Below are 18,243 nucleotides of genomic sequence, written 5' to 3'. Positions count from 1 at the left end.
AAATTTTATTTAAATAAATATTATTATCTCCAAACATGTTATGATTACCTACATATAAGTAAGAAAATACAACTAATTAATACCCAGTATGTAACAGCTATTTTCTTTTGCATTGAACACTTAATTACTTAAATAAAAAACTTTTACTTGCACTTATCAAAAAATTAGTTTCAGTTTTCCTAAGGGAAACAAAGCTTGAATTTAATGCTTGAAATTTAATAATTCTGGCAAATTTTCGGAGTTGGGCTTTGATGGTCACTATATTGATCTCAGTCCCTCCAACGTAACCTTCCTCATGTGCTTTTTCTATTTTGTTGATTATGGGAGGTCGAATTGCAGAGAAGGTGTGACCGAAATCGGAAACGTTCAAAACGACGGGCTATCTATTGTCCAATTCATGGCTGCTACATCGATAGCGTAAGTCAAAAATATCAAATATTTGCTGATCAACCGAGCCAGTTGCAGCAACGGGGAATGGGTCGGCGAAATGCATTAATGCTGGTAGCAACCAAAACCACAGTTTCTATTGAAGGTGAATGGTTAGAAGCTTTCTGGTGTGAAGAATGCCAACAAAAAACATGGTATCACGTTTGCAAATCTGACGAACGCACCTATGAACTTGCGTTAGCACCACAAGAGCTTTGGCAGCAAGTAACAGGAGTAATTGATCCTCAAGGCAACCCTTCCGTTGGAGAATTTACTCGCAGGCATTCAAAACTGGTTGGCTATCACGGCATGAAGGATTTCCAGTTTGTAGTTTAAGTTTTAAAGACAATAGTCTAAATAGACTTCAATTAATACTATGAGTAGTCAAGGTATGGCCTCTAAGCAAGAGTTAGTAATTGAGGCTGGTCGCGCTGAACGCCAGTATTGGCAAGACTTATGGCGTTATCGGGAACTGTTTTATTTTCTGGCTTGGCGTGACATTTTAGTGCGGTACAAACAGACAGCAATTGGTATAACTTGGGCATTAATTCGACCATTTTTGACGATGGTAGTATTTACTGTAGTATTTGGAAAGTTAGCAAAGTTACCTTCAGAGGGGGCACCTTATCCAATTCTGGTGTTTGCAGCTATGCTACCTTGGCAATTTTTTTCCAATGCCCTAGGTGAGTGTAGTAACAGCCTAATTACTAACGCCAATTTGATATCTAAAGTCTATTTTCCTCGTTTGATTGTACCCGTCAGCGCTGTGATTGTCAGCTTTGTAGATTTTATGATTTCTGGCATGATTCTGTTGGGGTTAATGGCTTGGTATAACTTTGTTCCTGATTGGCGAATACTAACACTGCCCTTATTTATTGCTATTGCCTTTGCAGCTTCTATGGGAGTGGGATTATGGCTAGCAGCATTAAATGTAGAATATCGAGACTTTCGCTATATTGTGCCATTTATTATGCAGTTTGGGTTATATATATCACCAGTAGGATTTAGCAGCAGCATTGTACCAGAACAATGGCGTTTACTCTATTCTTTGAACCCAATGGTGGGAGTAATTGATGGTTTTCGCTGGGCTATTTTAGGCGGAGACTCAAAAATTTACTGGCCGGGATTCACACTATCTTTAGGATTAGTTGTTATTTTACTAGTCAGTGGTATCTGGTACTTTCGCAAAACGGAACGAACTTTTGCTGACGTAATTTAGGCTAGACAGATGTCTAATAATATAATTCGAGTCGAGAATTTGGGTAAAAAATATATCATTTCTCATCAACAAGAGGATTCTGGCGGTCGTTATCGTTATAAAGCTTTGCGAGATGTGATTTCTCAGGGAGCCAAGTCTCTAGGCAAGAAATTTCTCAAGCCAGTTGGTAAACAAATGCCTAATCCATCTCGTGAAGAGTTTTGGGCATTAAACGACGTTTCTTTTGAAATTCAACAAGGTGAAGCAATTGGTATTATTGGGCGCAATGGTGCAGGTAAATCGACATTATTAAAAATTTTGAGTCGAATTACTGAACCGACAAAAGGAAAAATTGTCATCCAAGGACGGGTAGCAAGTCTATTAGAAGTGGGTACAGGATTTCACCCAGAATTAACTGGGAGAGAGAACATTTACCTCAACGGTTCTATTCTGGGAATGAGTGGAGTTGAGATTAAAAAAAAGTTTGATGAAATTGTTGATTTCGCCGAAGTTGAGAAATTTTTAGATACCCCTGTAAAACGTTACTCTTCTGGAATGTATGTGCGTCTTGCATTTGCCGTAGCAGCCCACTTAGAGCCAGAAATTTTAATTGTAGATGAAGTTTTAGCAGTGGGCGATTCGGCATTTCAAAAGAAGTGTTTGGGAAAAATGGGTGATGTGGCTACCAAAGAAGGGCGAACAGTCTTGTTTGTCAGCCATAGTATGCAAGCGATCGCCCAGCTTACCAAGCGTTGTATACTGCTTTCTAAAGGTAATATTCAGTTTGATGGTAATACCAGCAAAGCAGTACAACTATATAGTGCTGGGCAAAAAGCCTCTAACGAAGAACCTGCCTATTATGAAGCTCCTTTGAGCAAAACTGGTAATTATCTAGCTTGGGCACGAGTACATACTTCTGAAAAAGAAGGGATTCACTCTTGGGGACAACCAATTACTTTTGAGTTTGCTCTACACGTAACTAAACCCCATGAAAGTCTTTGGTTTTCTTTTCAGGTGTTAAGCACTTTACAGCAACCTGTTTCTATTTTCTGGTTTTACGAACCTGAAGCGCCGTTTCGTCGAGAAGCAGGAACATTTATTTTACGGTGTGAAATCCCAAAATTTAGACTGTACATGGGTTCATACAACATAACAACATGGTTTTCTGAGCGTCGTAGCGAAACTCTGTTAGAAAACCTTAGAGATATTTGCCCCTTTGAAATCACCATGCACAAGATTGAACGTCCAGAGTATCAATGGGAATCTGATGAATGTGCTTATTTAGAAGATGCAGTTTGGCAATGTGTTGAAAAGTATTAATTTCAATTAATTAGGCAGAGAAATAATGGCAATAAATGATGACGTTAAATTGGGCAAAGATGTGAAAATTTTTCATCCCAATCTCGTGAACCTCTACGGTTGCGTTATTGGTGATGACACAAAAATTGGAACCTTTGTAGAGATTCAAAAAGATGTCACCGTCGGGAGTAGATGCAAAATTTCATCACATAGCTTTCTGTGTGAAGGGGTAATCCTTGAAGATGAAGTGTTTATTGGTCATGGAGTAATGTTTACCAATGACCTTTATCCCCGTGCAACAAACGAAGATGGCAGTTTAAAAACTGACGATGACTGGTATACAGTCAAAACTTTAGTCAAGCGCTCTGCATCGATTGGTAGTAACGCTACTATCTTGCCAGGGGTAACGATTGGACAAAAAGCCGTAATTGGTGCTGGGGCTGTAGTGACTCGTGATGTTCCTGATTATGCAATTGTAGCAGGTGTGCCAGCTAAAAAAGTTGGTGATATACGCGATCGCAACCAAAATTTAGAAACCACAGCTAATAGTTTTAGCTAACTTGCAGCGTTATTTCTCATTTAAGAAAATATACCTGAAAGCAAAATATAAAACAAGTCATTATTTCAAGAATACTTAATAGATTTTGATTAATTTAAAAGCAATGGAAAATATCAATATCGGTGTCATTGGCTATGGTTATTGGGGGCCTAATCTAGTACGGAATTTTGCGGAAATTCCAGGCGCACAAGTTACCAAGGTCAGTGATTTTAAACCAGAATTACTAGCAAAGGTGCAAGCTCGCTATCCCAGCATCCAAGTAACGACAGATTGTCAAGACATCTTTACAGATCCTCACATTGATGCCGTTGTCATTGCCACACCAGTTTCCACTCACTTCGATTTGGCTTTAGCTGCATTGCAGGCTGGCAAGCACGTATTAGTAGAAAAACCAATGACAGCCTCCTCTAAGCAAGCAAGACGATTGATTGAAGAGGCAGAAAAACGCAATTTGGTATTGATGGTAGATCACACCTTTGTCTATACAGGTGCTGTACGCAAGATGCATGATTTGATTGCCACCAATCAACTAGGAGATATTTACTACTATGATTCTGTACGTGTCAACCTAGGGCTGTTTCAGCATGATGTCAATGTGATCTGGGACTTAGCAGTTCATGACCTCTCAATCATGAATTATGTATTGCCATCCCAACCTTATGCTGTCTCTGCCACAGGAATTAGCCACGTTCCGGGAGAACCAGAAAACATCGCTTACTTAACATGCTTCTTTGAAAGCAACTTGATTGCTCACTTTCATGTTAACTGGCTAGCACCAGTCAAAGTTCGCCGCACCCTGATTGGTGGTAGTCAACGCATGATTGTTTATGATGACTTGGAACCCAGCGAAAAAGTCAAAATTTACGACAAGGGAATTACCATCAATGGCAATTCTGAAAGTGTGTACGAAATGCTGATTGGTTATCGTACTGGTGATATGTGGTCTCCCAAGTTGGATATGACAGAAGCATTGCGAACAGAGGGATTGCACTTCATTGATTGTATCAACCAAGGCAAACGTCCTATTACAGATGGCGAAGCCGGGCTACAGACAGTCAAGATTTTGGAAGCTGCTACCCAATCAGTCAAGCAGCGTGGTCAATTAGTTGAATTGAATTTATTAGAGGTAGCAGCATGATTCCATTTCTAGACCTGAAAACTCAATACCTTAGTATCAAAGATGAAATTGATAGCGCAGTTTTAAAAGTACTGGAAAGTACGCAATTTGTTTTGGGGAATGAAGTTACAGCCTTAGAACAAGAATTTGCCAATTACTGTAGTGCTAAACAAGGCATTGCTGTCAATACAGGTACAAGTGCCCTTCATTTAGCACTGTTAGCAGCTGGTATTGGTGCTGGTGACGAAGTGATCACCATACCTTTTACTTTTGTTGCTACTGTGGCCGCGATTTGTTACACCGGAGCTACACCAGTTTTTGTAGACATTGACCCTGTTTGCTACACAATAGATGTCAATCAAATCGAAAAAGCCATAACCGAACGCACAAAAGCGATTTTGCCAGTGCATTTGTATGGTCAACCAGCGGACATGAAACCAATTATGGAGATTGCCCGCCGTCATGGTTTGACTGTCATAGAAGATGCTGCCCAAGCCCACGGGGCTGAGTACAAGGGTCAGCGGATAGGTAGCATTGGTGATATTGGCTGTTTTAGCTTTTACCCTGGAAAGAACTTAGGGGCTTATGGTGAAGGAGGCATGATAGTCACCAATAATCCCGAATATGCCCATACTATGCAGATGCTACGTGACTGGGGTCAAGAACGTAAGTATCACCATGTGATTAAAGGCTATAACTACCGCATGGATGGTATTCAGGGAGCCATTTTGCGAGTGAAACTGCGTTATTTAGAGAAATGGACTGAGGCACGGCGGGCAAATGCAGCACAGTACGATGCTTTACTTAAAGATCTCAACTTGACTATACCTACAGTCATGCCCTATAGCCGCCACGTATACCATGTATACGCGGTGCGATCGCCCCAAAGAGATGAACTACAAAAGAAGCTAAATGACCAGGGCATCCAAACAGGTATTCACTATCCAATTCCTGTACATCTGCAACCAGCCTATGCAGATTTAGGTTATAAAATAGGAGATTTTCCACACTCAGAATTAGCAGCTAGAGAAATATTTTCATTACCTATGTATGCTGAACTAACATCAGCACAAATTAATACTGTGGCTGACAGTCTTCAAGGCATTCTTCAGGGAGTCACCGTTTAATGTACGATACCCGTCCTGGTTTAAACTCCCAACGCCTCGTTAGTCTGATGCAGCAAGCAGTTCAACGCTGCGAACTGCAATTAGATAACTTGATTTTACTTACAGAAGCAGCAACTGGAGCTTATGCAGTCACCCCTGTAATAGCAGCGATCGCCGGAGCAAAAAAAGTATTTGCGATCGCTCGCAGTAGTCGTTATGGCACTCTAGAAGAAGTGAAAGCCCAGACGCTGGAACTCGCCCAACTAGCAGGAGTGAGCGATCAAATTCAATTTATCACCGAGAAAACTACAGATATTGTCGCCCAGGCTGACATTATAACTAACAGTGGACACGTCCGTCCTATTAATGCAGAAATGATTACTTGGATGAAGCCCACAGCAGTCATTGGCTTAATGTATGAGGCGTGGGAGTTTAGACCAGAGGATGTAGATCTTACAAGCTGTCAACAACGCGGTATCCCAGTGGCAGGTGTAAATGAACGCCACCCCGGAGTAGATGTCTTCTCATTTTTGGGTATCATGGCAGTCAAGCTCTTATTAGACGCAGGAGTTGCCGTTTACACAAGTAACATTTTGTTATTGTGTGATAACCCTTTTAGCTCGTTCATTGAACGCGGTTTAGTAAATGCTGGTGCTAATGTAGACACTGTTGACAGTATCGTAGCAGCACCCACAGATAAAACTTATGATGCGATCTTGGTGGCTTTGCAACCCCGCCCAGAACCAGTCCTATCTGTGAAAGATGCCGCGATGATTGCCAAGTATTGGCCAGGCGCACTTGTGGCTCAATACTGGGGAGATATAGAACGGTCTGCCTTTTCGATTCATCATATCCCAATATGCCCAGAAATAGAGCCAAAACCAGGACACATGGCCATTCTGCCCTCAGCAGTAGGACCAGAACCAATTATCCGGTTACAAACAGGTGGGCTGAAAGCGGCAGAAGCTATTTGGCGACAATCCTTACAGCCCAATGACTCAGCTATGGAATTTGTGCAACTGCTGTGAATGTAGGTGGTAAATGGTTAATGTACTTCTAATTGGGATTGGTACAACTACCTTAAGTGCGCTGAAATCTTTAGTATCAAAGTGCAACGTTCAAGGAATAGTGAGAAATGTAGATACTGAATGCGATGATCCTGTTGTTAGCCTTGCCAAACAAGTCGATATTCCTATATTTTCAGACACCTCTCAGCAACAAATTAAGTCATTACTGTTAAAATTTCAGCCAGATTGCGTAGTAGTTTCTTCCTATAACCAAATATTACCACCTAATCTGATTGAACTGTCTGCATTTATTAATGTCCATTATTCCCCGTTGCCCCATTATCGTGGTCGCGCCAATGTCAATTGGGCAATTATTAATGATGAAACTTCTGCCGCAATCACTATTCATAAAATATCGCCTGGTTTAGATGAGGGAAACATTCTATTTCAACAACTAATTACGATTGGTCTTGACGATACTGTAACTACCATCTATGACAAACTAAATGAAATTCAGGAACAACATCTAGGAAATACAGTTGTCAAAACATTTCATGGTTATAAAGGTACACCACAAAATAATGCTGAGGCAACTTATTGTTGTACTCGCCTTCCCGAAGATGGTGAAATTAATTGGTCAACTTCTACTAGAAGTATAGACTGCTTTATTCGGGCATTAGTCTCACCTTTTCCCGGTTCCTACACCTACTTTCAAGGGAAAAAACTGTTGGTGTGGCAAGCCAAGCCTGTAGATAACCCTCCCACCTATGTAGGACGCATACCTGGCCGGGTTATCGGCAGATCAAAAGCAGAAGGTTTTGTTGATGTACTAACCAATGATGGAGTGTTAAGAATTTTTGAAGTTCAGGTTGAAGGCGAAGAAAAGACAGCAGCAGCAAATATTATTAAGTCTGTTAAAAGCACGTTAGGTTTAACTAAATCTGACTTACTAAATCGTATTCAAACTCTAGAAACACAAATTACCAAATTACAAGAAAATGAAAAATAGTCGCGTATTAATTACAGGTGGTGCAGGTTTAGTCGGTTCTCATATCGCCGATTTATTGGTGAAAGAAGAAGTTTCCGAAATTATTATTTTAGATAACTTCACACGCGGACAACTCAACAATCTTGCTTGGGCGAAAGAACATGGTCCTTTGGTAGTTGTAGAAGGCGATATCCGAGATCAAAAACTTCTAGGAGAAGTCATGCAAGGTGTCGATATAGTCTTTCATCAGGCTGCAATTCGCATTACCCAATGTGCTGAAGAACCGCGTTTGGCACTAGAAGTTTTAGCTGATGGAACTTTCAATGTCTTGGAAGCAGCAGTAAAAGCCAAAGTCAAAAAGGTAGTTGCTGCTTCTTCAGCCTCAATATATGGCATGGCCGAGGAGTTCCCCACCACTGAATCTCATCATCCTTACAATAATCGCACCATCTACGGTGCAGCCAAGGTCTTTAATGAAGGCTTATTACGCAGTTTCTACGATATGTATGGGCTAGACTATGTGGCATTGCGCTACTTCAATGTCTACGGACCACGTATGGATATTTACGGTGTCTACACTGAAGTATTGATTCGCTGGATGGAGCGTATTGTCGCAGGTCAACCACCATTAATTTTCGGTGATGGCAAGCAGACAATGGACTTCGTATACATCGAGGACATTGCCAGAGCCAATATATTGGCTGCTAAAGCCGATGTTACTGATGAAGTGTTTAATATCGCTAGTAGCGTAGAAAGCAGTTTAAATGACCTTGCCTATAGTTTAGCTAAGGTAATGGAATCAGATTTGCAGCCAGAATATGGTCCAGAGCGCAAAGTCAACCCCGTAGCACGTAGACTAGCAGATGTCAGCAAAGCTAAAAAATTACTGGGCTTTGAAACACAGGTATCTTTAGAAGCAGGATTGCGTCAGTTGGTAAATTGGTGGCGCGAACAGAAATTGGCAAAGGAAGCAAGCAATGTCTGAGAAAATGCAGTATATTCCGATCGCTAAACCCTGGATGGGTGAACCTGAAGCTGAAGCAGCCAAGCGGGCTATTATGTCCGGCTGGGTAACTCAAGGACCAGAAGTCGCTACCTTTGAGCAAGAATTTGCCGCTTACGTAGGGTCAAAATATGCTTGCGCTGTCTCTAATTGCACTACAGCATTACACCTAGCTCTATTAGCTGTGGGTGTACAGCCTGGGGATGAAGTAATTACTGTCAGCCACTCTTATATTGCCACGGCTAACAGCATCCGCTACTGTGGCGCAGTGCCTGTATTTGTGGACATTGAACCGCAAAGCTATAATATCAACCCCGTATTAATTGCAGATGCGATTAGCGATCGCACTCGTGCTATTCTTGTTGTTCACCAAATAGGAATGCCTTGTAACCTTAAAGCCATTTTAGATGTTGCCCATCAATATAATCTACCAGTAATTGAGGATGCCGCCTGTGCGATCGGCAGTGAGATTCTCTGGGATGGACAATGGGAAAAAATCGGCAAGCCACATGGAGATATCGCTTGTTTTTCCTTCCACCCCCGCAAAGTAGTTAGCACGGGCGACGGTGGGATGTTGACTACAAATAATCCCGAATGGGATAAACAGTTTCGCCTCTGGCGACAACACGGAATGAGCGTTCCTGATACCGTGCGCCACGGAGCCAAACAAGTCATTTTTGAATCTTACCCGATGTTGGGCTACAACTACCGTATGACCGATATCCAAGCCGCAGTCGGGCGAGAACAACTCAAACGCCTACCGGAGATTGTAGAACGCCGCCGTTACTTGGCCCAAAGATATGATCAACAGCTGGCAGATGTGCCGGGATTAAAATTACCCACAGAGCCAACATGGGCAAGAAGTAACTGGCAAAGTTACTGTGTACGCTTACCTGAGAAGTGTAACCAAGTGCAAGTAATGCAAGTAATGCTGGATGCTGGTATTGCCACGCGACGTGGTATCATGTGCGCTCACCGTGAAAGCGCATATCAAATTGAAGTTTGGTCATGTGGCACTAGTCGGGAAGCTTGTAACTGTGAACTAGGAAAGTGCGATCGCTTAGTTGAAAGCGAACAAGCCCAGGATCACGCCATCATTTTACCACTTTTCCATCAAATGACTGAAGAGGAACAAGATCGGGTGATCGCAGTTTTGAAAAGTGTGTGTCAGGTTGGAGTGTAGTAGCCATTAAAACTTAGCAGGATTTAGCAAAGTAACTGTATGGAAAAAATAGCTAATAACACACTCAGTTTTTGGCAAGAAGAAGGCAGTCGCTTGATTCAACAAAATTTTGAAGAGTTCCATAGCTTAGTTACTCAAGCCAAAGGCTATCTGCGACGTGGCAACTATGAGGCTGCTGCTGTGTACGCTGATATCGCTGCTTTCTATGCTATTTGCAAACATAGTGGTCTTTTTGTCAGCCGAGAACTCGAAGAAGTTCTGCTCACAATTGGACGGAAAGTAATAGGAAAAAGCGTTGATCACAGTCAAAGCAAACCTTGTCCTGATTCACCAAAGCATGTACTCCATGTTGCCACTTATGTAGCAAATATTGGTGGACATTCTAGAATGCTTTTGCGCTGGATTCAGCAGGACACAGAGCGATCGCACTCTCTTGTGTTAACGCAGCAAGCACCAAAAGAAATACCAAAAATCTTTAAAGATGCTGTCAGCGATCGTCAGGGTGAGATATATGTTTTGAATGAAAGTATTGGCAGTCTTATTTCTTGGGCTAAACAACTCCGTGAATATGCAGCCTCGACAGATGTGATTGTGCTGCATACCTTGTGTGATGACGTGATTCCAACCATTGCATTTGCAAACAAAGAACAGTTACCACCGATTATTTTTGTAAATAATGCGGACACGTATCTTTGGCTGGGAGCTAGTATTACCGATGTTGTAGCTAACTTACGTGAATCTGGTATGCGTCTATCACAAGCACGTCGAGGTATTGAAGAAAAACGCAACGCGCTACTTCCTATTATTTTGAGTCCTATTCATAGAACTCTCTCTCGCACAGAAGCGAAGCGAGAATTAGGGATAGCCGAAGACAGTATATTGTTGCTTTCTATCGCCAGAACAGCGAAGTATCAAACAATTGATGGCATAAGTTTTGCTGATGCACACGTTCCGTTACTAGAAAAATATAAGCAAGTTATTTTGATAGTCATTGGGCCGGGTAATAGTGAAGACTGGTCAGCAGCTATTCAGCAAACAAATGGGAGAATCAAGATATTTGGAGAACGGGAAGACACTGCTGTTTTTTATCAAGCTGCTGATATCTACGTAGACTCATTCCCTATGACTTCCATAACATCCATGCTGGAAGCTGGAAGTTATGGCACTCCTCTAATAAGTCGTCATTACTTCTCCCCTAAGTCTGATATTCTTGGTGGTGATGCACCTGGTTTAACTGGCAATCTGATTTATGTATCTGACTTGAATGAGTACAATCAAGTACTATCAAATTTAGTCGAAGATGAGGAATTGCGCTTAAATTTGGGTGAAAAAACTAATAAAAAAATAGTAAAAACACATACAGGAAATGGTTGGTATAAAAATCTAGAACAGGTATATCAGCGTGCTATGGACTTGCCTAAGCTAACTGTCAATACATCTTTCAAAGATCAAATTTGTTTAGGAGAACCAGATAGTTTATTACCATATTTTTATCCAGAAAATCAACACATTGATCTTGATGGAATGATTCAAGGTCATATAAGACTGATGCCATTTAATGAAAGGTTGCAAAGTTGGGTTAAATTGACTAGAAAGCACGGTTTTAGTCGGTTGAGTTTACTATTGCCAGAGTGGTTTTATTTGCGCTATTACTTACGTTTACGTACATAAAATTTGTAAATTTACTTATTTTTTAATCTTGATTTTTGAGATTTTTTCATAAAAAATTATGAATGCAAGAATAGTCTGCACTATTGTTACAAAGAATTACTTAGCTTTTGCTCGTGCCTTAGCAATTTCGTTAACTGAACATAACCCAGATATTAAATTGTATGTTTTATTAGCAGATAGAGTAGATGAATATTTTGATCCAGCAAAAGAACCTTTTGAGGTAATTCGTCTTGAAGAACTACCAGATCAGCAGACAGTTCAAAGAATGTGCTTTTACTACACGCCCTTTGAATTATGCTGTGCATTACGAGGAATGCTGCACGAATTTATTTACGAAAACAAACTTGCTCATTCATGGTTGTTTTTAGACTCTGATATTTTAATCTATAACTCACTCACAGAAATATTTCAGCAACTTGAAACAACTTCTATCCTGTTAAATCCACACTTAGTCGCACCTATCGATCATCCTAATTATGATGCTTTAGAAGTGAGAATGTTAGTTTCTGGTATTTATAACGGAGGATTCATTGGACTGAAAAGAACTGACACAACTAAAAACTTTATAAAATGGTATAAGAATAGACTTACACAATATAGCTTTCAAAGAAGAGGAGAAGGAGAATTAAATTTACTCACTGCCGATCAATCATGGTTAAACCTTATTCCTACTTTTTTCCCGGAAACAGTATCTTTGAAACATTTGGGAGTTAATGTAGGATATTGGAGCCTGATTTCACATCCAGTTTATCAACACGAAAATACTTATTTTATTGATGATAAACCTGTGATTTTTATACATTTCACCGGATGGAATATTTTTCAGCCCTCCATTGCTTCTAGATATTTACCTTTAGAAAAAAGTACAAATATTTGGGAAAAAATAGGAACTAATTACAAAAAAATATTATTAGAATGTGGATATGAAAATTGTAAAAAATACCCTTATGCTTTTGAAGCATTTAATAACAAAAGAAAAATTACACTAGAGATGCGTTACTTTTATTACGAAAGTGTTTATCTGTATTCAGATGATTTAAAACTCCAAGAACTAAATCCATTTTGTAATTATGAATATTTAAATCTAATGAAAAAGAAGAATAAAGTTGATAGAATGTTTAGAAATGTATTAAAGATATATCAATATGATTATTTAAACGCAAAATTTTTTCAAAAGTCACGAGAATCTATCAAGTACGAAGTTTTACAAAAGCTGTCTAGAATTTACGAAAAAATTATACCAATCTAAATTAATTTTTGACTAAATATTATTAATTGTAATTGAATTTTTCCTAACATGAAAGTTGTCCATATCACTCCAACTTATTTTGACAATTCATCTATTATAGGTGGTGGTGAACGTTATCCTACTGAATTAGCTTCTTGGATGGCTAAGTTTGTAGACACAACCCTTGTCAGTTTTTCTTCAGTACGAAAGACCGATCAATTAGATAATCTTAAAATTGAAATTTATCCAGTTAAACATTTAATTCATGGAAACAAAATAAATCCTCTTAATTTTCAATATTTAAGTTCAATTTTGAATGCTGACGTAGTACATATTCATCATATCTATACTTTGGTTTCTGATTTAGGTTGTCTAATAGCCTTTTTACTAGGTAAATTAGTTTTTGTTACAGATTATGGTGGTGGAGGAAGTTTAGTACTTAATCAAAAATTACCAATATTTAAATGCTATAGAAATGCGATCGCCTATTCTCGTTTTGGTTTAGATTTTATTCCGCCTGAATTGCAAAAAAAAGCAGTTTTGATTAAGGGAGGTATTGATACAGATAAGTTTTGTCCTGACATATCTTTAGCAAAAGAAAATAAAATTTTATATGTTGGTCGGATTTTACCCCACAAAGGTATTAATTATTTGATTGATGCTTTTCGCATTTTAAATCGCCCAGATTATAAGCTAAAAATTGTAGGTAGAGTTTATAACGAAGAATTTTATAGCTATCTAAAGCAATTAGCAGAAGGTTTAACTGTAGAATTTGTTCATAATGCAGACGATAATCAGTTACTACATGAATACCGCACTTCACAAGTAACAATTTTACCTTCAGTTCATACTGATTGCTATGGGAAATATAGTCCTGTTCCTGAATTAATGGGTTTTACTTTGCTAGAATCTCAAGCGTGCGGAACTCCAGCTATCTGTACGGATGCTGGAGCAATGCATGAGTTTGTAGATGATGGGAATAGTGGTTTTGTTGTTAAGCAGAATTCAGGTGAAGCTATAGCAGCTGCTCTACGTAAACTACTTGAACTTTCAAAGAGTGATCGCTCTGCTTTACAACAATACTGTTGTAACTGGATCAAGTGCTTAAGTTGGTCAACAGTAGTGCAAAAGCATTTAGAAGTTTATCAAGGCATAAAGTAATCTACATGAATCGACCCTTAAAGATATTGATGGTATTGCACATGCCGTGGGATCCTAATTTAGGAGGACCACGGGTACAGTTAGAGCTAGCTGATGAGTTTTTGGCAATGGGTCATGAAGTAGAAAAATTTGACTACAATGATGCATTTGGACAAACTAAACCATTTCGCTTGGCAGAATTAGTTCCTCCTATACTTACTACTAAAGCCAAGCGTTTAGCAGAATTAACTCGTCCTAGCTTTTCCAGCCAAGCTCAAAAATTCGTGCAGGCTAATGCACATCGTTTCGATATTATAGATGCCCACCAAGGAAATTTACCTTTTTCTAAACAAGAGCTTGGTTTTCGTGGCTTGTTAGTTGCCCGCTCCGTTGGCTTAATGCCGTTGCTGCAAGAATTTCTAGAATTTCAAAATCAAAAGTGGCCTTCACTAAAAAAAAGAAACTTAATAGGTAATCTCCTAAGCTCTCATGCTCAAAAACAGAACTTTTCTAATTTTATTCCTAGTTTAAAAGCAAGTGACTTGATTAACCTACCTAACCATGATGAATTGATGTATGTCAGTAATGTATTGGGATTAGGGCAAAAAAGTGTGGTCTTTCCTTTTGGATTATCACAGCAACGGCACGAAGCTTTTCTTAAAGCTATTCAACCTGCTGAAGTTCGGTTAACAAATAAACAAGTTGCTTTTATAGGAGCTTGGGGAACTCGTAAGGGGTCTAAAGACTGGGGAGAAATTATAAAACTTATCAGAAACGAAATACCAGAAGCGCAGTTTCTATTTTTGGGTACAGGTTTTAGTATGGAAACTGTTTTAGCTGATATTAACCTACCAAGTGCTGATGGAATTGAGATTATTCCCAACTATACTAGTGAAGAACTGCCAAAACTGTTAAGTAGAGCAACTGTAGGAGCTTTTCCTAGCTATATGGAAGGATTTGGTTTTGCTGTGTTAGAAAAATTAGCTTGTGGACTACCAACTGTAGCATATGATATACCAGGTCCAAGAGAAATGTTGGGTAAGTTAGATATTAAATTAATGACTAAACCAGGGGATATAGAACAATTTGCAGTTCATTTAGTAAAATTGCTTAGGCTTGACCAAACAAGTTATTCCCAAGTGTCACAGCACTGTGTTGAGATAGCAAATAAGTTTACTTGGCGTACAATTGCTGAAAATACGATAAATACGTATACACAGTTGTTTGCAAAAATTAAATCGATGTAGGTATTTATTCATTAAAATAACAAAAGGATACATTTTTGTATCTTAACTTAGTTTGGGTATTGTCAAAAACTTTAACTACAAAACTAATATAAATTTAAAAATATTAGCCAATATGCTATGAAAATTACTTGTTCTATTCTTTGCTATAACTACGGTCGCTACTTAGCGCAAGCTATTGAAAGTTGTTTAAATCAACAGCCTGGTGACTATGATTTAGAAGTATTAGTGATTGATGATGGATCAACTGATGAAACATTTGAAGTTTGCCTTAATTATCAAGATCGGATTCGAGTATTACGTTCAGAAAATCAAGGATTTGGTGCTAGTTTAAACAGGGGTATTATCGAAGCTTCAGGAGATTATGTTTGTTTACTTGATGCAGATGATTATTTTGCATTAAATAAATTAGTAACTATTTTGCCCTATCTTCAGCAAGGTTATCTATATATAGAGCATCTAAAACAATATGTTGATATAAAAGGAAACAATATAGAAAACCGACTTGCTACAGGGAGTACAGGTACTTTTTGTGTGAATCGCAATACTGCATTAACACTTCTACCTGCTGAAAATGAAATCTTTTTTCATCCAATCAACTCAGCAGGTCATGGTATTCATATTGATAAAGTTTTATCTTTTTATCGAGTTCATGAATCTAGTTATTTTCGTGCAGGTATATGGTGGCAAGAAAAAAAAAGCTACGAGCGTCAAGTAACTAAATATCATTATTTAGCAAAGGTAACTCATGCTTTAGCTGATAGACTACTTATAATGGCAGAAGAAACCTCATGCAACTGGGCTAAACCAGAAATGTTGAAAAAAATTAGTAGCGAGTATAGAGCAATTGCTTACTATGATGAAATGGAAGGATTTTTATTCCTAAATAAAAAAAGAGAAGCTTTACTTACTTGCTTAAAAATATTAATAGCGGCTTTTCAGTCTCAAAATGGTTTAACTATTTGGCATATTAGAATAATATTTAGAGGTTTAATGGGAAGACCGATTATTTTAGAATAAACTCATCTTAATCTAATGGTAATATCTGGTTACATACATTAGCTTAATTTTAATAGTTTGTCTATAAAAATAATTATGAAAAGAGTTACCCCAGAACCAAACTGGCCTGACAGTTGGAAATATAGCTATACCTATGATTTGTTAGAAATTTATGGGGAGACAAATCATCAAGGATATGCTTATGCTTATGCTAATCGTCGCAGACATATTTTAGAATTAATACAAAAAGTTGCCAAACCTGGAGCAAAAGTTTTAGATGTAGCAGCTGGACAGGGAAATTTTAGTTTGATGCTAGCAGAGCTAGGTTATGAAGTTACCTGGAATGATTTTCGTGAAGATTTGATTGATTATGTCAAACTTAAACGGGAATACGGCACAATCAATTATGTACCAGGAAATGTTTTTTCAGTTAGTTTTGATTTTGACTTTGATGTTGTTTTAATTGCTGAAATTATTGAACATGTTGCCCATCCTAATGAATTTTTGAATAAAATTGCTCAGATGGTTAAACCTGGTGGCTATATTATTATGAGTACACCTAATGGTGAGTATTTTCAAAATAGGCTACCAAAATTTTCCGAATGTCAAGATCCTAGTGTTTTTGAAAGTATGCAATTTCAACCCGATGCCGATGGTCATATATTTTTATTACATTTAGATGAGGTTAAACTAATAGCTCAACAAGCAAATTTATCTATTTTAGAAACTAGACTTTTCAACAATACTTTAACAAACGGGTATTTAAAATCACGCAATTTATTTAAGGTAATGCCACATAATTGGATTAATGTCTGTGAAAAATTTACCAACCAACTGCCTGTAATCTTACAAAGAAAAGTTCACAGTAGCATGGCTGTTTTATTGTTAAACTTAAACGACTAAAACTAATTATGTAAAAACACCTGTATATTAAAGATATAAAAAAAGATACCCATTTTTCGACTTTAAAAATTTACATAAGTTGTAATTGAATTAACCCATTATGAAACGTAAAGTTATTATTACTGGATCTTCCGGATTAATCGGTTCTGAAGCTGTTTCTTTTTTTGACGAAAAAGGTTGGTCAGTGCATGGCATTGACAACAATATGCGGCGAGATTTCTTTGGGCCAGATGGAGATACAACTCATAACCTACAACGCTTACAGCAATCTTGCGAACAATTTGAACATCACGGTTTAGATATTCGCGATCGCTCTAACATTTTAGATCTGTTTAAACAAATCCATCCCGATGCAATTATTCATTGTGCTGCCCAACCATCTCACGATTTAGCGAAAGATAGACCATTTGACGATTTTGATATTAATGCAGTTGGTACTCTCAATCTTTTAGAAGCAACTCGACAAGCTTGTCCAGAGTCACCATTTATCTTCATGAGTACCAATAAGGTGTATGGTGATGCACCTAATGAACTATCTTTAATAGAAAAAGAAACTCGCTGGGAATATGCTCGCCCCGAAGATTGGCATGGTATTAATGAAAATTGTCGGATAGATTCTTGCTTACATAGCTTGTTTGGGGCTTCTAAGGCCGCTGCTGATATTCTCGTTCAAGAATATGGACGTTACTTTAATATGCCAACTGTCTGCTTCCGGGGTGGATGTTTAACAGGCCCTAACCATTCTGGTGCAGAATTGCATGGTTTTTTGGCTTATCTGGCTCGTTGCTTCCGAGAAGACAGAAACTACAGAATTTTTGGTTATAAAGGCAAGCAAGTTCGAGATAATATTCATTCCTACGATGTTTGCACTGCTTTTTATGCTTTCTACGAATCTCCTCGATGTGGGGCAGTATATAACTTGGGTGGTGGACGAAATAACAGTACTTCTATTATAGAAGCGATCGCTAGTTTTGAAGAGTTATTTGGAAAGTCTATAAAGACCGAATACATAGATACAAATCGTGTCGGTGACCACATTTGTTACATTAGTGATTTAACTCGTTTCCAAAATGACTATCCCAATTGGAAAATTCAAATTTCCCTTAAAGAAACCATGCACCAATTCTTGGATTTGTCTAAGACAAGCTCTCTAACGTCAGTTCTGTAATAAA

The 18,243-nt window shown here is 38.4% G+C and carries 17 protein-coding genes; all 17 read left to right on the top strand.

All coding sequences use genetic code 11. The features are described from left to right. Positions 1-333 precede the first annotated feature (333 nt). Positions 334-762, top strand: a complete 429-nt coding sequence (locus tag QI031_RS20105; RefSeq protein ID WP_281481423.1) for a hypothetical protein — start codon at positions 334-336, stop codon at positions 760-762. Positions 763-802: 40 nt separating this feature from the next. Then, positions 803-1,645 (top strand): ABC transporter permease, encoded by an 843-nt coding sequence (locus tag QI031_RS20100; RefSeq protein WP_281481422.1) that lies wholly within the window; start codon positions 803-805, stop codon positions 1,643-1,645. Between the two features lie 9 nt (positions 1,646-1,654). Continuing rightward, the gene (locus QI031_RS20095; protein ID WP_281481421.1) at positions 1,655-2,944 is read left to right on the top strand and encodes an ABC transporter ATP-binding protein; all 1,290 of its coding nucleotides are present in this window, start codon (positions 1,655-1,657) and stop codon (positions 2,942-2,944) included. A gap of 25 nt (positions 2,945-2,969) precedes the next feature. Next, a complete protein-coding gene (locus QI031_RS20090; RefSeq protein WP_281481420.1) occupies positions 2,970-3,482 on the top strand; it encodes an acyltransferase in 513 nt (170 codons plus the stop codon). A 103-nt stretch (positions 3,483-3,585) separates the two neighbouring features. Beyond that, a complete protein-coding gene (locus tag QI031_RS20085; RefSeq protein WP_281481419.1) occupies positions 3,586-4,620 on the top strand; it encodes a Gfo/Idh/MocA family protein in 1,035 nt (344 codons plus the stop codon). Continuing rightward, complete coding sequence (locus QI031_RS20080; protein WP_281481418.1) at positions 4,617-5,726, top strand: DegT/DnrJ/EryC1/StrS family aminotransferase; 1,110 nt, start codon at positions 4,617-4,619, stop codon at positions 5,724-5,726. The genes QI031_RS20085 and QI031_RS20080 overlap by 4 nt, the downstream gene beginning before the upstream one ends. Further along, positions 5,726-6,733 (top strand): hypothetical protein, encoded by a 1,008-nt coding sequence (locus tag QI031_RS20075; RefSeq protein WP_281481417.1) that lies wholly within the window; start codon positions 5,726-5,728, stop codon positions 6,731-6,733. The genes QI031_RS20080 and QI031_RS20075 overlap by 1 nt, the downstream gene beginning before the upstream one ends. 13 nt (positions 6,734-6,746) lie before the next feature. Further along, positions 6,747-7,721: a methionyl-tRNA formyltransferase gene (locus QI031_RS20070; protein ID WP_281481416.1), complete on the top strand. Its 975-nt coding sequence runs from the start codon at positions 6,747-6,749 to the stop codon at positions 7,719-7,721. Next, a complete protein-coding gene (locus QI031_RS20065) occupies positions 7,711-8,685 on the top strand; it encodes an NAD-dependent epimerase/dehydratase family protein (RefSeq protein WP_281481415.1) in 975 nt (324 codons plus the stop codon). Before QI031_RS20070 ends, QI031_RS20065 begins: the two co-directional genes overlap by 11 nt. Next, positions 8,678-9,886, top strand: coding sequence for a DegT/DnrJ/EryC1/StrS family aminotransferase (locus QI031_RS20060; RefSeq protein WP_281481414.1), 1,209 nt, complete (start codon positions 8,678-8,680; stop codon positions 9,884-9,886). The genes QI031_RS20065 and QI031_RS20060 overlap by 8 nt, the downstream gene beginning before the upstream one ends. Before the next feature lie 39 nt (positions 9,887-9,925). Continuing rightward, positions 9,926-11,557 carry a glycosyltransferase gene (locus QI031_RS20055; protein ID WP_281481413.1) on the top strand — a complete coding sequence of 544 codons (1,632 nt, stop codon included), beginning with the start codon at positions 9,926-9,928 and terminating at the stop codon, positions 11,555-11,557. 58 nt (positions 11,558-11,615) lie between these two features. Next, complete coding sequence (locus QI031_RS20050; protein ID WP_281481412.1) at positions 11,616-12,806, top strand: hypothetical protein; 1,191 nt, start codon at positions 11,616-11,618, stop codon at positions 12,804-12,806. 48 nt (positions 12,807-12,854) lie between these two features. Next, positions 12,855-13,946, top strand: a complete 1,092-nt coding sequence (locus QI031_RS20045; RefSeq protein WP_281481411.1) for a glycosyltransferase family 4 protein — start codon at positions 12,855-12,857, stop codon at positions 13,944-13,946. Positions 13,947-13,951: 5 nt separating this feature from the next. Continuing rightward, positions 13,952-15,172, top strand: coding sequence for a glycosyltransferase family 4 protein (locus QI031_RS20040; RefSeq protein ID WP_281481410.1), 1,221 nt, complete (start codon positions 13,952-13,954; stop codon positions 15,170-15,172). 117 nt (positions 15,173-15,289) lie between these two features. Next, positions 15,290-16,189: a glycosyltransferase family 2 protein gene (locus QI031_RS20035; protein WP_281481409.1), complete on the top strand. Its 900-nt coding sequence runs from the start codon at positions 15,290-15,292 to the stop codon at positions 16,187-16,189. 75 nt (positions 16,190-16,264) lie between these two features. Next, positions 16,265-17,071: a class I SAM-dependent methyltransferase gene (locus QI031_RS20030; RefSeq protein ID WP_281481408.1), complete on the top strand. Its 807-nt coding sequence runs from the start codon at positions 16,265-16,267 to the stop codon at positions 17,069-17,071. Between the two features lie 100 nt (positions 17,072-17,171). Next, positions 17,172-18,239, top strand: coding sequence for an NAD-dependent epimerase/dehydratase family protein (locus QI031_RS20025; RefSeq protein WP_281481407.1), 1,068 nt, complete (start codon positions 17,172-17,174; stop codon positions 18,237-18,239). Positions 18,240-18,243 lie beyond the last annotated feature (4 nt).

This window comes from Halotia branconii CENA392 (assembly GCF_029953635.1).
GTDB lineage: Bacteria > Cyanobacteriota > Cyanobacteriia > Cyanobacteriales > Nostocaceae > Halotia > Halotia branconii.
The sequence above is the reverse complement of the archived record's forward strand: the minus strand, read 5'-3'. Positions and strand labels throughout refer to the sequence as shown.